General features: G+C 64.2%; 13 protein-coding genes. 10 read left to right on the plus strand and 3 right to left on the minus strand.

The window, feature by feature from the left end:
• Positions 1–93: 93 nt before the first annotated feature.
• Together metK and ACODS9_RS16240 are read right to left on the minus strand one after the other, a co-directional pair.
• Complete coding sequence (gene metK, locus ACODS9_RS16235; RefSeq protein ID WP_489094279.1) at positions 94–1284, minus strand: methionine adenosyltransferase; 1191 nt, start codon at positions 1282–1284, stop codon at positions 94–96.
• Positions 1285–1303: 19 nt separating this feature from the next.
• Entirely contained in the window at positions 1304–2296 is a 993-nt protein-coding gene (locus ACODS9_RS16240) for an ArsR/SmtB family transcription factor (protein WP_489094280.1), read from the minus strand.
• A 228-nt stretch (positions 2297–2524) separates the two neighbouring features.
• Here ACODS9_RS16240 and tkt point away from each other — a divergent pair, with 228 nt between their 5' ends.
• From tkt to ACODS9_RS16285, 9 genes are all read left to right on the plus strand, one after another.
• Positions 2525–4522, plus strand: coding sequence for a transketolase (gene tkt / locus ACODS9_RS16245; protein ID WP_489094281.1), 1998 nt, complete (start codon positions 2525–2527; stop codon positions 4520–4522).
• A 129-nt stretch (positions 4523–4651) separates the two neighbouring features.
• Complete coding sequence (gene epd, locus ACODS9_RS16250) at positions 4652–5713, plus strand: erythrose-4-phosphate dehydrogenase (protein ID WP_046853947.1); 1062 nt, start codon at positions 4652–4654, stop codon at positions 5711–5713.
• Between the two features lie 12 nt (positions 5714–5725).
• The gene (locus ACODS9_RS16255; RefSeq protein WP_401108957.1) at positions 5726–6889 is read left to right on the plus strand and encodes a phosphoglycerate kinase; all 1164 of its coding nucleotides are present in this window, start codon (positions 5726–5728) and stop codon (positions 6887–6889) included.
• Between the two features lie 32 nt (positions 6890–6921).
• Positions 6922–7140: a hypothetical protein gene (locus ACODS9_RS16260; RefSeq protein WP_031315764.1), complete on the plus strand. Its 219-nt coding sequence runs from the start codon at positions 6922–6924 to the stop codon at positions 7138–7140.
• 78 nt (positions 7141–7218) lie between these two features.
• A complete protein-coding gene (locus ACODS9_RS16265; protein ID WP_023631711.1) occupies positions 7219–7548 on the plus strand; it encodes an MliC family protein in 330 nt (109 codons plus the stop codon).
• A 100-nt stretch (positions 7549–7648) separates the two neighbouring features.
• Positions 7649–8713, plus strand: coding sequence for a class II fructose-bisphosphate aldolase (gene fba, locus ACODS9_RS16270; protein WP_023631710.1), 1065 nt, complete (start codon positions 7649–7651; stop codon positions 8711–8713).
• Between the two features lie 237 nt (positions 8714–8950).
• Entirely contained in the window at positions 8951–11068 is a 2118-nt protein-coding gene (locus ACODS9_RS16275) for a putative bifunctional diguanylate cyclase/phosphodiesterase (protein WP_489094282.1), read from the plus strand.
• 38 nt (positions 11069–11106) lie between these two features.
• Positions 11107–11607: a M48 metallopeptidase family protein gene (locus ACODS9_RS16280; RefSeq protein WP_023631708.1), complete on the plus strand. Its 501-nt coding sequence runs from the start codon at positions 11107–11109 to the stop codon at positions 11605–11607.
• Between the two features lie 14 nt (positions 11608–11621).
• Positions 11622–11924 carry a winged helix-turn-helix domain-containing protein gene (locus ACODS9_RS16285; RefSeq protein WP_023631707.1) on the plus strand — a complete coding sequence of 101 codons (303 nt, stop codon included), beginning with the start codon at positions 11622–11624 and terminating at the stop codon, positions 11922–11924.
• A 31-nt stretch (positions 11925–11955) separates the two neighbouring features.
• On the opposite strand, the gene ACODS9_RS16290 is transcribed toward ACODS9_RS16285, so the two are convergent.
• Complete coding sequence (locus ACODS9_RS16290) at positions 11956–12408, minus strand: GNAT family N-acetyltransferase (RefSeq protein ID WP_476260874.1); 453 nt, start codon at positions 12406–12408, stop codon at positions 11956–11958.
• Positions 12409–12620: 212 nt separating this feature from the next.
• On the opposite strand from ACODS9_RS16290, the gene ACODS9_RS16295 reads away from it, so the two are divergent.
• Positions 12621–13358 carry a substrate-binding periplasmic protein gene (locus ACODS9_RS16295; protein ID WP_110605605.1) on the plus strand — a complete coding sequence of 246 codons (738 nt, stop codon included), beginning with the start codon at positions 12621–12623 and terminating at the stop codon, positions 13356–13358.
• Positions 13359–13369: the final 11 nt, after the last annotated feature.

Here is a 13369-nt window from a genome sequence, read left to right on the forward strand (position 1 = left end):
GTATCCACAACTGGCAAAAATGTCAGGTCTGCGCGTACAAAAAAGCCCCTGCCGATCGCTCGGCAGGGGCTTTCTTTTACTGCTGTAGGAGGCTTACAGGCCGGCGGCGTCGCGCAGGGCGGCGGCGCGGTCGGTGCGCTCCCAGGTGAAGGTGGTGAAGGTGTCGTCACCCACGGTCTTCTGCTGCGGGGTACGGCCGAAGTGACCGTAGGCAGCGGTTTCCTGGTACATCGGGTGCAGCAGGTCGAGCATGGTGGTGATGGCGTACGGACGCAGATCGAAGCACTCGCGTACCAGTTGCACGATCTTCTCGTCCGAGACCTTGCCGGTGCCGAAGGTGTTGATCGAGATGGAGGTCGGCTGGGCCACGCCGATGGCGTAGGACACCTGGATCTCGCAACGCTCGGCCAGGCCAGCGGCGACGATGTTCTTGGCCACGTAGCGGCCGGCGTAGGCGGCGGAACGGTCGACCTTGGACGGGTCCTTGCCGGAGAACGCGCCACCACCGTGGCGAGCCATGCCGCCGTAGGAGTCGACGATGATCTTGCGGCCGGTCAGGCCGCAGTCGCCCACCGGGCCACCGATGATGAAGTTGCCGGTCGGGTTGATGTGGTACTGGGTACCCTCGTGCAGCAGCTCGGCAGGCAGGGTGTGCTTGACGATCAGCTCCATCACCGCTTCCTGCAGGTCTTTCTGCGAGACCTCGGGGTTGTGCTGGGTCGACAGCACGACCGCGTCGATGCCGACGACCTTGCCGTTTTCATAGCGGCAGGTGACCTGGGACTTGGCGTCCGGGCGCAGCCAAGGCAGCAGCTTGGACTTGCGCGCCTCGGCCTGGCGCTCGACCAGGCGGTGCGAGAAGCAGATCGGGGCCGGCATCAGCACGTCGGTCTCGTTGCTGGCGTAGCCGAACATCAGGCCCTGGTCGCCGGCGCCCTGGTCTTCCGGGCGGGAGCGGTCGACGCCCTGGGCGATGTCCACCGACTGCTTGCCGATGATGTTCATCACGGCGCAGGTGGCGCCGTCGAAGCCGACGTCGGAGCTGTTGTAGCCGATGTCGATGATCACATTACGCACCAGGTCTTCCAGATCGACCCAGGCCGAAGTGGTGACTTCACCGGCGATGATGGCGACACCGGTCTTGACCAGGGTCTCGCAGGCCACGCGGGCATACTTGTCCTGGGCGATGATGGCGTCCAGCACCGCGTCGGAGATCTGGTCGGCGATCTTGTCCGGATGCCCTTCGGACACGGACTCGGAGGTGAAAAGGGAGTATTCGCTCATCTCGATGGGTTCCTGAAATTTACCGATGTTGTATGTCGCCAGTGGCCCGCTGGAAATGCCGGACCTGGATCTGAAAACCGTTACGCAAGCCCACGTAGAGGCTGTCCCCGGGGGTCAGCCCCGCAGCGTTGGCCCAACGGGCCAGGTCATCCTGTTCGAAGCCAAGCCACAGGTCGCCGCAGGCTTCGCGCGCCCACCCCTGGTCATGGCTGCACAGCTCGGTGACCAGCAGGCTGCCGCCCGCCTTCACCCGTTTGGCCAACAGGCGCAGGGCCTGGGCCGGGTCGCTGAAATGGTGCAGGACCATGTTCAGCACAACGCAGTCGGCTTCCACATCCGTTGCACCCAGTGCATCGGCCAACTGCAGGTTCACGTTGCTCAGTGCATTGCGCTCGCAGACCTGGCGCGCCAGTTCGAGCATGGTCGGGCTGTTGTCCATGGCCGTGACCTGGTCGAAGCGGCGGGCCAGGTCGGGCAGGAAGCCGCCGTCGCCAGGCCCCACTTCCAGGGCGCTGGCGCCGACGCCGAAGCTGAGCTTGTCGAGCAGCGCCAGCAGGCTTTCGCGGTACTGCGGCAAGCCGGCGATCAGGTCCTGCTGGGCGCGGAACTTCTCTTCGACGCGCTGGAAAAAGTCCTGGCTGGTGGCGGCGCGGCGCTGTTGCACCAGGGCGATGCGTGCCTGTACGTCCACGGGCAGCGCGAGGTCGTCGGCTTCCTCGAGCAGTGCCGAGTGCAAGCGGCCACCCAGGCGCTGACTGTCGGGCAGGGCGCGGCGGTAGAAGATCGCATTGCCCTCGCGGCGGGTCGCCACCAGGTCGGCCTGGGCCAGTACCTTGAGGTGGTGGCTCATGCCCGACTGGCCGATGTCGAAGATCTGCGCCAGCTCCAGCACGCCGAACGAGTCGTTGGCCAATGCGCGCAGCACGTTCAGGCGCAGCGGGTCGCCGCCGGCCTTGCACAGGGCGGCCAGCTCGTCGCTGCGTTGCGGGGTGATGGGCGCATTGAGGTTCATGGGGCGGGAGTCTAGTCAGGGGATGCTGTCGTCGCAATAGCAATATCAAAAAGTTTTGATATTGCTGGATGGGTGGTGGTTGTGCAGGCGCATTTCTCGTGAAAAGTGGGCCAAACACAGGAAAAAAGCCCGACTGCGACCATACGTCATTGCCCCCGGGCCCCCCTGTGGGCGAAAATGGTCGCCTTTTTTCGCTTCACCACCTTTCAAGCCCCAGGAGATTCAGCGATGCCCAGCCGTCGTGAACGTGCCAACGCCATTCGTGCCCTCAGCATGGATGCCGTGCAAAAGGCCAACAGCGGCCACCCAGGTGCCCCCATGGGTATGGCGGATATCGCCGAAGTGCTTTGGCGCGACTACCTGAAGCACAACCCGAGCAACCCGAACTTCGCCGACCGTGACCGCTTCGTGCTGTCCAACGGTCACGGCTCGATGCTCATCTATTCGCTGCTGCACCTGACCGGCTACGACGTCACCATCGACGACCTCAAGGCCTTCCGCCAGTTGCACAGCCGCACCCCGGGCCACCCGGAGTATGGCTACACCCCAGGCGTGGAAACCACCACCGGCCCCCTGGGCCAGGGTCTGGCCAACGCCGTGGGCTTCGCCCTGGCGGAAAAGGTGCTGGGCGCCCAGTTCAACCGTGAAGGCCACAACATCGTCGACCACAACACCTACGTGTTCCTCGGCGACGGCTGCATGATGGAAGGCATTTCCCACGAAGTCGCCTCGCTGGCCGGCACCCTGGGCCTGAACAAACTGATCGCCTTCTACGACGACAACGGCATTTCCATCGACGGCGAAGTGCACGGCTGGTTCACCGACAACACCCCGGCGCGCTTCGAAGCCTACAACTGGCAGGTGATCCGCAACGTCAACGGTCACGACGCCGACGAGATCAAGATGGCCATCGACACCGCTCGCAAGAGCGACCGTCCGACCCTGATCTGCTGCAAGACCATCATCGGCTTCGGCTCGCCGAACAAGCAGGGCAAGGAAGACTGCCACGGCGCACCGCTGGGCAACGACGAAATCGCCCTGGCCCGCAAGGAACTGAACTGGAACCACGGTCCGTTCGAGATCCCGGCCGACATCTATGCCGAGTGGGACGCCAAGGCCGCTGGCGCCAAGGCCGAAGCTGCCTGGAACGAGCGTTTCGACGCCTACGCCAAGGCTTACCCGGAACTGGCTGCCGAGTTCAAGCGCCGTGACGCAGGTGAGCTGCCGGCCGACTTCTCCGAGAAGGCCCAGGCCTACATCAACGAAGTCGCCGCCAAGGGCGAAACCATCGCCAGCCGCAAGGCCAGCCAGAACACCCTGAACGCCTTCGGCCCGCTGCTGCCGGAGTTCCTCGGTGGTTCGGCGGACCTGGCCGGCTCCAACCTGACCCTGTGGAAAGGTTGCAAGGGTGTCGAGGCCAATGACGCCAGCGGCAACTACGTGTTCTACGGCGTGCGCGAATTCGGCATGACCGCGATCATGAACGGCGTCGCCCTGCACGGCGGCCTGGTGCCTTACGGTGCTACCTTCCTGATGTTCATGGAGTACGCTCGCAACGCCGTGCGCATGTCGGCGCTGATGAAGCAGCGTGTGATCCACGTCTACACCCACGACTCCATCGGCCTGGGCGAAGACGGCCCGACCCACCAGCCAATCGAGCAACTGACCAGCCTGCGCAGCACGCCGAACCTGGACACCTGGCGTCCGGCCGATGCGGTGGAATCCGCCGTGTCCTGGAAAGCCGCCCTGGAGCGCAAGGACGGCCCGTCGGCGCTGATCTTCTCGCGCCAGAACCTGCAGCACCAGACCCGCGACGCCCAGCAGATCGCCGATATCGCCCGTGGCGGTTACGTGCTCAAGGACTGCGCCGGCGAGCCTGAGCTGATCCTGATCGCCACCGGTTCCGAAGTGGGCCTGGCCGTCCAGGCGTTCGACAAGCTGAGCGCCGAGGGCCGCAAGGTCCGCGTCGTGTCGATGCCGAGCACCAGCGTGTTCGATGCCCAGGACGCTGCCTACAAGCAGTCGGTCCTGCCACTGGAAGTCGGTGCGCGTATCGCCATCGAGGCTGCCCATGCCGACTTCTGGTACAAGTACGTCGGCCTCGAAGGTCGCGTCATCGGCATGACTACCTACGGCGAGTCGGCACCGGCCTCCGCGCTGTTCGAGGAGTTCGGCTTCACCCTGGACAATATCCTGGGCACCGCCGAAGAGCTGCTGGAAGACTGATGCACCCGGGAGGCTCCGTGCCTCCCGCCTGATCGCGGGGCAAGCCCGCTCCCACAAGGCATCCCGGTGCCTTGTGGGAGCGGGCTTGCCCCGCGATGGTCGTTCAACGCACCTGCACGTGAGTATCGAATGCCCCACCCGCGTCCCTACAAAGTTGCACTCAACGGTTACGGCCGCATCGGCCGCTGTGTCCTGCGCGCACTGTTCGAGCGAGGGGCGAAGGCCGGTTTCGAGATCGTCGCGCTGAACGACCTGGCCGACCAGGCCAGCCTGGAATACCTGACGCGCTTCGACTCCACCCACGGGCGTTTCCCCGGTGAGGTGAAAGTCGACGGCGATTGTCTGCATATCAATGGCGATTGCGTGAAAGTGCTGCGCAGCGCCACCCCCGAAGGCATCGACTGGGCCGCCCTGGATGTCGACCTGGTGCTGGAATGCTCTGGCGCCTACAACACCCGCGCCGACGGCCAGCGCTTTCTCGATGCCGGTGCGCCACGGGTGCTGTTCTCGCAGCCGATGGCCAGTGAGGCCGACGTCGATGCCACGGTGGTCTACGGCATCAACCAGGGTTGCCTGACCGGCAACGAGCTGCTGGTATCGAACGCGTCCTGCACCACCAACTGTGGCGTGCCCCTGCTGCGGGTGCTGGACCAGGCCTTTGGCATCGAGTACGTACAGATCACCACCATCCACTCGGCGATGAACGATCAGCCGGTGATCGATGCCTATCACCATGAAGACCTGCGCCGCACGCGCTCGGCGTTCCAGTCGGTGATCCCGGTGTCCACTGGTCTGGCGCGGGGTATCGAACGCCTGCTGCCGGAACTTGCCGGGCGAATCCAGGCCAAAGCGGTACGCGTGCCGACCGTCAACGTGTCGTGCCTGGACATCACCCTGCAGACCGCCCGCGACACCAGCGCCGCCGAGGTCAACCGGGTGTTGCGCGAGGCCGCCCTGGATGGCCCGCTCAAAGGCTTGCTGGCCTACACCGAGCTGCCCCACGCCAGCTGTGATTTCAACCATGACCCGCATTCGGCCATCGTCGATGCCAGCCAGACCCGTGTCTCAGGCCCTCGCCTGGTGAACCTGCTGGCCTGGTTCGACAACGAATGGGGGTTTGCCAACCGTATGCTCGACGTTGCCGAACACTATCTGCACGTCGTCCACCCAACCCGCAGCAAACAGCCCTGAAGGACTGCATTCATGACCGTGTTGAAGATGACCGACCTCGACCTGCAAGGTAAGCGCGTACTGATCCGCGAAGACCTCAACGTCCCCGTGAAGGACGGCGTAGTCGCCAGCGATGCGCGTATCCTGGCAGCGCTGCCGACCATCAAGCTGGCCCTGGAGAAGGGCGCGGCGGTAATGGTCTGCTCGCACCTGGGGCGCCCGACCGAAGGCGAGTTCTCCGCCGAGAACAGCCTCAAGCCGGTTGCCGACTACCTGGGCAAGGCCCTGGGCCGCGATGTGCCGCTGGTCGCCGATTACCTCGACGGCGTTCAGGTGCAGGCCGGTGACCTGGTGCTGTTCGAAAACGTGCGCTTCAACAAGGGCGAGAAGAAGAACGCCGACGAGCTGGCGCAGAAGTACGCTGCCCTGTGCGACGTGTTCGTCATGGACGCGTTCGGCACCGCGCACCGCGCCGAAGGCTCCACCCACGGTGTTGCCAAGTTCGCCAAGGTCGCTGCTGCCGGCCCGCTGCTGGCGGCCGAGCTGGACGCCCTGGGCAAGGCCCTGAAGGCCCCGGCCAAGCCGATGGCGGCCATTGTTGCCGGCTCCAAGGTGTCGACCAAGCTGGACGTGCTGAACAGCCTGAGCACTGTGTGCGACCTGCTGATCGTCGGCGGCGGTATTGCCAACACCTTCCTCGCCGCTGCCGGTCACCCGGTCGGCAAGTCGCTGTACGAGGCTGACCTGGTCGACACCGCCAAGGCCATCGCCGCCAAGGTCAATGTGCCGTTGCCGGTCGACGTGGTGGTTGCCAAGGAATTCGCTGAAAGCGCCGAAGCTACCGTTAAAGCGATCGCCGACGTGGCGGCTGACGACATGATCCTCGATATCGGCCCACAGACCGCTGCCAACTTCGCCGAACTGCTGAAGTCGTCGCAGACCATCCTGTGGAACGGCCCGGTCGGTGTGTTCGAATTCGACCAGTTCGGCAACGGCACCAAGGTACTGGCCAAGGCCATCGCCGACAGCGCCGCATTCTCCATCGCCGGTGGCGGTGACACCCTGGCAGCCATCGACAAGTATGGTGTTGGCGCCGATATCTCCTACATTTCTACCGGTGGCGGCGCGTTCCTCGAGTTCGTTGAGGGCAAGGTCCTGCCTGCCGTGGCAATCCTGGAAGAACGGGCCAAGGCCTGAGTTTGAAGGCGCCTGGCAAAGGGAGCGACCTGATGGTCAAGCAATTGCCTGTGATGATCGTGGCCGTGTTGCTGGGCGCCTGCTCCAGCAACACGGGCAGCGAGGCTGACCCGGCGCAGCCGCCCAAGGGCGGTTGCTACCAGTCCCAGTGGCAGGCCGAGACGGCACCGGTGATCAACAAGCGCCTGGGCCCGGACGGCCTGGAAAAGTACGACGACGAGCACCAGCGCAAGGCGCCGGGCTGCCCTTGATCGGGCGCCAGGCAACCTGAAGGCTGTTTTGTGGTCTTGAACATAGGGCTGCTTTGCAGCCCCTGGCGGAGTGATTGAATGAAAGCGCTTCTGGCCGCATTGGCCCTGGCGACCCTGGCAGGCTGTTCGTTGCTGCAACCCGCCCAACCCGCCCCGGCGGACAACTGGACCCGCTGGGTCTGCGACAGCCAGGCCGAGGTGTTGTGGCGCTTCGCCGATGCACAACAGGACGCGGTCGATGTACGCCTGGGTGGCGGCGACCAGGTCTACCGGCTCAAGGCCGAGCCGGGCGCCTCTGGCGCGCTGTACAGCGATGGCATGCTGGCCTTCCACACCAAAGGCGAAGAAGGCCTGGTGTACTGGGTGGCGACCAATGATCTGATTGGGCGGGGCTGCAAGGCACCGTGACTGGCCGGGCCGCGCAGGTGGCCCACACTACTTGAACAGCAACCGCCCCTGCGGCAGGCTTGCACGAAACAAACGACGCTTGTCGGGAGAGAGATACACAATGGCACTCATTAGCATGCGCCAGATGCTGGACCACGCCGCCGAGTTCGGCTACGGCGTTCCGGCTTTCAACGTCAACAACCTTGAGCAGATGCGCGCGATCATGGAAGCCGCCGACAAGACCGACTCCCCGGTCATCGTCCAGGCTTCCGCTGGCGCTCGCAAATACGCCGGTGCGCCGTTCCTGCGCCACCTGATCCTGGCGGCCATCGAAGAGTTCCCGCACATTCCGGTGTGCATGCACCAGGACCACGGCACCAGCCCCGACGTGTGCCAGCGCTCCATCCAGCTGGGCTTCAGCTCGGTGATGATGGACGGCTCGCTGGGTGAAGACGGCAAGACCCCGACCGACTACGAGTACAACGTCCGTGTCACCCAGCAGACCGTCGCCATGGCGCACGCCTGTGGTGTTTCGGTGGAAGGCGAGCTGGGCTGCCTGGGTTCGCTGGAAACCGGCATGGCCGGTGAAGAGGACGGTATCGGCGCCGAAGGCGTGCTGGATCACAGCCAGATGCTGACCGACCCGGAAGAAGCCGCCGACTTCGTCAAGAAGACCCAGGTGGACGCCCTGGCCATCGCCATCGGTACCAGCCACGGTGCCTACAAGTTCACCAAGCCACCTACCGGCGACGTGCTGGCGATCGACCGTATCAAGGAAATCCACAAGCGCATCCCCAACACCCACCTGGTGATGCACGGCTCGTCCTCGGTGCCGCAAGAGTGGCTGGCGATCATCAACCAGTACGGTGGCGACATCAAGGAAACCTACGGCGTGCCGGTCGAAGAGATCGTCGAAGGCATCAAGTACGGTGTCCGCAAGGTCAACATCGACACCGACCTGCGTCTGGCCTCCACTGGCGCCATGCGCCGCCTGATGGCGCAGAACCCGAGCGAGTTCGACCCGCGCAAGTTCTTCGGTGAAACCGTCAAGGCCATGCGTGACGTGTGCATCGCCCGCTACGAAGCTTTCGGCACCGCCGGCAACGCCTCGAAGATCAAGCCGATCTCCCTGGAAGGCATGTTCCAGCGCTATGCCAAAGGTGAACTGGCGGCCAAGATCAACTGATCTGGCAGCGTTCAACGAAAGAGCCCGCAGCGATGCGGGCTTTTTTGTGTCTGCAGCCTTTGCGCAACGCTCAGGCCTGGGCCGTGCGTCGCCTGTCCGGCGCTTATACCGTTAGTCGGCTAACATCAACTCCAGTGGCTTATAGCCATCCACCTGCATTGCGTCTTCAGAGGCCGAGACTAGAGTAACAATCGGATCCAATAACAAGTCGCAGTTGGACTTACCAAGAGAAGCAACATGGATGGCGCTTATTCTCAAACACCGGAAAGCAGTTCGGTTCTGTTGGTCGTAGACGACTATCCGGAGAACCTCATCAGCATGCGGGCCTTGCTGTCCCGCCAGGATTGGCAGGTATTGACCGCCAGTTCAGGGATGGAAGCCCTGAGCACCCTGCTCGAGCACGAGGTCGACCTGGTTCTGCTAGACGTGCAGATGCCCGAAATGGACGGTTTCGAGGTTGCCCGCCTGATGCGCGGCAGCCAGCGTACGCGTTTGACCCCGATCATTTTCCTGACCGCCAACGAGCAGTCCGACGCCGCCGTGCTCAAAGGCTATGCCAGCGGCGCTGTGGACTACCTGTTCAAACCGTTCGACCCGCAAATACTCAAGCCCAAGGTCCAGGCCCTGCTGGAGCAGCAGCGCAACAGGCGCATGCTGCAACGGCTGACCCGTGAACTTGAGTCGGCGCGGGCGTTCAACGCCTCGATCCTGGAAAATGCCGCCGAGGGCATCCTGGTGGTGGACGAAACGGGTTGCATCGGCTTCGCCAACCCGGCCATCTCACGCCTGCTCGATGCGCCGGTGGACAAACTGCAAGGCGCGCACATGCTGGACCTGATCCAGCTCCCCTGCGCCAACCTGTGGCACGACTCGGACTTCTACCAGGCCTATCTGCGGCGGCAGATCTTCCGGGTGCATGATGCCCAGCTGCGCACCCTCGGTGGCCAACTGGTGCCGGTGGCATTGTCCTGCGCGCCGCTGCCCGCCGAACAGAAGGCCATGGTGGTGACGGTGCTGGACATGTCGGTGGTGCGCAGCCTGCACCAGCAACTGGAGTACCAGGCGGTGACCGACCCGCTGACCGGGCTGCTCAACCGTCGTGGTTTCTACCAGACCGCCGAAAGCGCGTTACTGCGCAACGAGCGCTCGGACAAGGCCAAGGCCCTGATGTACATGGACCTGGACGGCTTCAAGCGGATCAACGACCTGCTCGGCCATGAGGCCGGCGACAAGGTCCTGCGCTGGGTGGCCGACCAGCTCAAGGAGTGCCTGGGCAGCGAGGCGCTGCTGGCGCGCATGGGCGGCGACGAGTTCACCGCGTTGTTCGACGGCCTGCCATACCCCGAACAGGCCGGCCGCTATGCCGAAAAGCTGCTGGAGCGCATGTCGAGCTTCCAGCAGGTGGATGGGCTCGAGGTCAACCTGGGGGTGAGCATCGGCATCGCCACCTACCCCGACTGCGGCGCCAACGTGGAGGGCCTGTTGCGCGCGGCCGACGCGGCGATGTACGCGGCCAAGCAGGCTGGGCGCCAGCAGTACCGCTTCTACGACCAGGAACTCAATGGCCGCGCCCGCTCACGGCTGATGCTCGAGGACAGCGTGCGCACGGCCATCGAGCAAAATGATTTCAGCCTGGTCTACCAACCCCAGGTGGCGTTCGCCGATGGCCGACTACGAGGCTTCGAGGCGTTGTTGCGCTGGCAGCACCCGAGCGTCGGCGACGTGCCGCCCGGGCTGTTCATCCCGTTGCTGGAAGAGGCTCGCCTGATCAACCGCCTGGCCAGCTGGATCTATCGCAAGGGCGCCGCGCAGCGCAATGCCTGGAGCGATCGCTTTGGTTCGCAGCTGGTGCTGGGCATCAGCCTGAGTCGCGCCCAGTTCACCATGCCCGGGTTGGTCGATGAACTGGCCCAGGTGATCGACAAGCATCAACTGCAACCCGCCCAGCTGGAGGTGGAGGTTGCCGAGACCTCGCTGATGTACAACATCGACGCGGCGGTGAAGCAGGTGCACCGCCTGCGAGAGCTGGGCATTCGCGTGGCGTTGGACGACTTCGGCGCTGGCGACTGCTCGTTGCGCATGCTGCGCGACCTGCCTATCGACACGCTCAAGCTCGACCGTCACCTGGTCGCGCGGTTGCCGGACTCGGCGGCGGATATCGCCTTGGTGCGCAGCGTCATCGACCTGTGCGCGGCCTACGACATCACGGTAATCGCCGAGGGTGTCGAGACCCGGGCCCAAGCCGAATGGCTCAAGGGCGCCGGTTGCGCCTACGTGCAGGGGTTCCTGGTGGCCCGGCCGCTCACTGCCGACGCCGCTGGCGATTTCCCGGCGTTTTTCCCATGGGCGTCGTGATTGGCTAAACTCGCGTCTTCTCGTTCCGAACGCCAGCCATGACCGCCCTACGTTACCTGCAAGCCTACCCGCCGCACCTGCAGGAACAGGTGCGCCAGATGATCGCCAGCGATCGCCTGGGCGACTACCTGCGCCAGCGCTATCCCGAACGCCATGACGTGCAGAGCGACAAGGCCCTGTACGGCTATGCCCAGGAGATCAAGCAGCAGTACCTGCGCAGTGCGCCGCCGCTGGACAAGGTCCTGTTCGACAACCGCCTGGACCTCACCCACCGTGCATTGGGCCTGAACACGGCGGTATCGCGGGTGCAGGGCGGCAAGCTCAAGGCCAAGAAGGAGATCCGCGTCGCCTCGTTGTTCCGCGAGGCAGCGCCGCAGTTCCTGCGCATGATCGTGGTGCATGAACTGGCGCACCTGCGGGAGCGCGATCACAACAAGGCGTTCTACCAGCTCTGCCAGCACATGGAGCCGGACTACCATCAACTTGAATTCGACCTGCGCGTCTACCTGACCTATCGGGAACTGCCGGGCAACACCTGAGGGACAAGCACCCCATGACCACGGAAGTGAGCAAGACCCGCAGCAGCTTCTACCGCCGCCTTTACGTGGCCTGGCTGATCGACAGCCAGACCGCCACCAGTGTGCCGGCGTTGATGGAGGCCACCGGCATGCCCCGGCGTACCGCCCAGGACACCATCGCCGCCCTGGCCGACCTGGACATCATCTGCGAGTTCGAGCAGCAGGCCGGTGCGCGCAACCATGCCGGGCATTACCGGATTCATGACTGGGGCGCGATCGACAAGCAGTGGATCATCCAGCACCTGCGGCAGATCCGTGACGTGCTGGGCTACCCTTGAGCATCGCGGGGCTTGCCCCGCGACAATGTCCTTAGCCCTTGCGCATGCCGATATGCGGAATATCGTCCTCGAGGTATTCCTCGCCCACCACCTCGAAGCCATGGCGGTTGTAGTAGCCCTGCAGGTGCGCCTGGGCCGACAGGTACACCGGCGTCCCCGGCCAGCAGTGCGCCGCGCACTCCAGCCCCTTGAGCAGCAGTTGATGCCCCAGCCCACCCCCACGCGCCGACGGGGCGGTCACCACCCGGCCGATCACCACGTCGCCCTTGTGTGATTGCGGGTCGAGCAAACGCAGGTAGGCCACCAGTCGGTCCCCGTCCCAGCCCATCAGGTGCAGGGTATCGCCTTGCAGGTCGAGCCCGTCGACTTCCTGGTAGGCGCATCGTTGTTCGACCACGAACACCTCGGTGCGCAGTTGCAGGATGGCGTAGAGTTGTTCCTTGGCGAGGTCGCCATGGTGCTTGCAGATCCACTCGATGGACATGGGGGAGGACTCCTTCGGTTGACCGTCGATCATCGCAAATCCAGGCGGTCACGACGAGGGAGAATGACGCCGTCCAGGATTCGGCCAAAATAGAGGCTAAATGACATTATCGTCCGCTGTCGCCAGGATTTGGCTTGTGTAATCTGCAACCTCTGTTGCTAGTAGAGATCGCCGTCACCAGCGTGGGCCCCCAACTTCGAAAGGATTTGAGCATGCGGCCACTGCTTTGCGTTCTTGGATTACTGGGACTGTTGTGCGCGGGGCCTGCCCTGGCCCATGGCAAGCTGCGGCTGGTGGCCGACAGTTGGCCACCCTTCACCGATACCGGCATGCCCGGTGGCGGCCTGGCCACCAGCATCGTCACCACGGCGCTGACCCGTGCCGGCTACGCCACCGAGTTCGAGGAGGTGCCCTGGGCGAGGGCGCTGATGGGGGTGGGCGAGGGGCGCTACGATGTGTTGATCAATGCCTGGTACAACCAGGAGCGCACCCTGATCGGCCAGTTCTCCGCAACCTACCTGGTCAACCGCATCCGCCTGCTCAAGCGTGAAGGCGAGGCTTTTGCCTATGCCCGCCAGGCTGACCTGTACCCTTACACCATCGCCGTGGTGCGCGACTACGCCTATTCCCCCGAATTCGACAGCGACGAACGCCTGAACAAAGTGCTGGTGCGCAACTTTTCATCGGCGGTGCGCATGCTGGCGGCCGGGCGGGTGAACCTGGCGGTGGAGGATGAGTACGTGGCGCGCTACAACCTGCAGCGCGAGCCGCAGCAGGTGCGTGAGGGTGTGACCTTCGTCGACCCGCCTCTGGGCGAGAACAGCCTGCATATCCTGGTAAGCCTCAAGCATCCGGAGCACAAGAAGATCGTGGCGCGTTTCGAAAAGGCCATCGCCACCATGAAGGCCGACGGCAGTTACGCCCGCCTGATGCGCCAGCATGGTTTCTGAGCCCGCTCCTG

Source organism: Pseudomonas sp. FG36 (assembly GCF_057809275.1).

Bases quoted from the DNA above. Each gene is read 5' to 3' on its own strand.
- tkt (WP_489094281.1), top strand. From the start codon at position 2,525: ATGCCCAGCCGTCGTGAACGTGCCAACGCCATTCGTGCCCTCAGCATG.
- ACODS9_RS16280 (WP_023631708.1), top strand. From the start codon at position 11,107: ATGACCGCCCTACGTTACCTGCAAGCCTACCCGCCGCACCTGCAGGAA.
- metK (WP_489094279.1), bottom strand. From the start codon at position 1,284: ATGAGCGAATACTCCCTTTTCACCTCCGAGTCCGTGTCCGAAGGGCAT.
- fba (WP_023631710.1), top strand. From the start codon at position 7,649: ATGGCACTCATTAGCATGCGCCAGATGCTGGACCACGCCGCCGAGTTC.
- ACODS9_RS16275 (WP_489094282.1), top strand. From the start codon at position 8,951: ATGGATGGCGCTTATTCTCAAACACCGGAAAGCAGTTCGGTTCTGTTG.
- ACODS9_RS16255 (WP_401108957.1), top strand. From the start codon at position 5,726: ATGACCGTGTTGAAGATGACCGACCTCGACCTGCAAGGTAAGCGCGTA.
- ACODS9_RS16290 (WP_476260874.1), bottom strand. From the start codon at position 12,408: ATGTCCATCGAGTGGATCTGCAAGCACCATGGCGACCTCGCCAAGGAA.
- ACODS9_RS16285 (WP_023631707.1), top strand. From the start codon at position 11,622: ATGACCACGGAAGTGAGCAAGACCCGCAGCAGCTTCTACCGCCGCCTT.
- ACODS9_RS16260 (WP_031315764.1), top strand. From the start codon at position 6,922: ATGGTCAAGCAATTGCCTGTGATGATCGTGGCCGTGTTGCTGGGCGCC.
- ACODS9_RS16240 (WP_489094280.1), bottom strand. From the start codon at position 2,296: ATGAACCTCAATGCGCCCATCACCCCGCAACGCAGCGACGAGCTGGCC.
- ACODS9_RS16265 (WP_023631711.1), top strand. From the start codon at position 7,219: ATGAAAGCGCTTCTGGCCGCATTGGCCCTGGCGACCCTGGCAGGCTGT.
- ACODS9_RS16295 (WP_110605605.1), top strand. From the start codon at position 12,621: ATGCGGCCACTGCTTTGCGTTCTTGGATTACTGGGACTGTTGTGCGCG.
- epd (WP_046853947.1), top strand. From the start codon at position 4,652: ATGCCCCACCCGCGTCCCTACAAAGTTGCACTCAACGGTTACGGCCGC.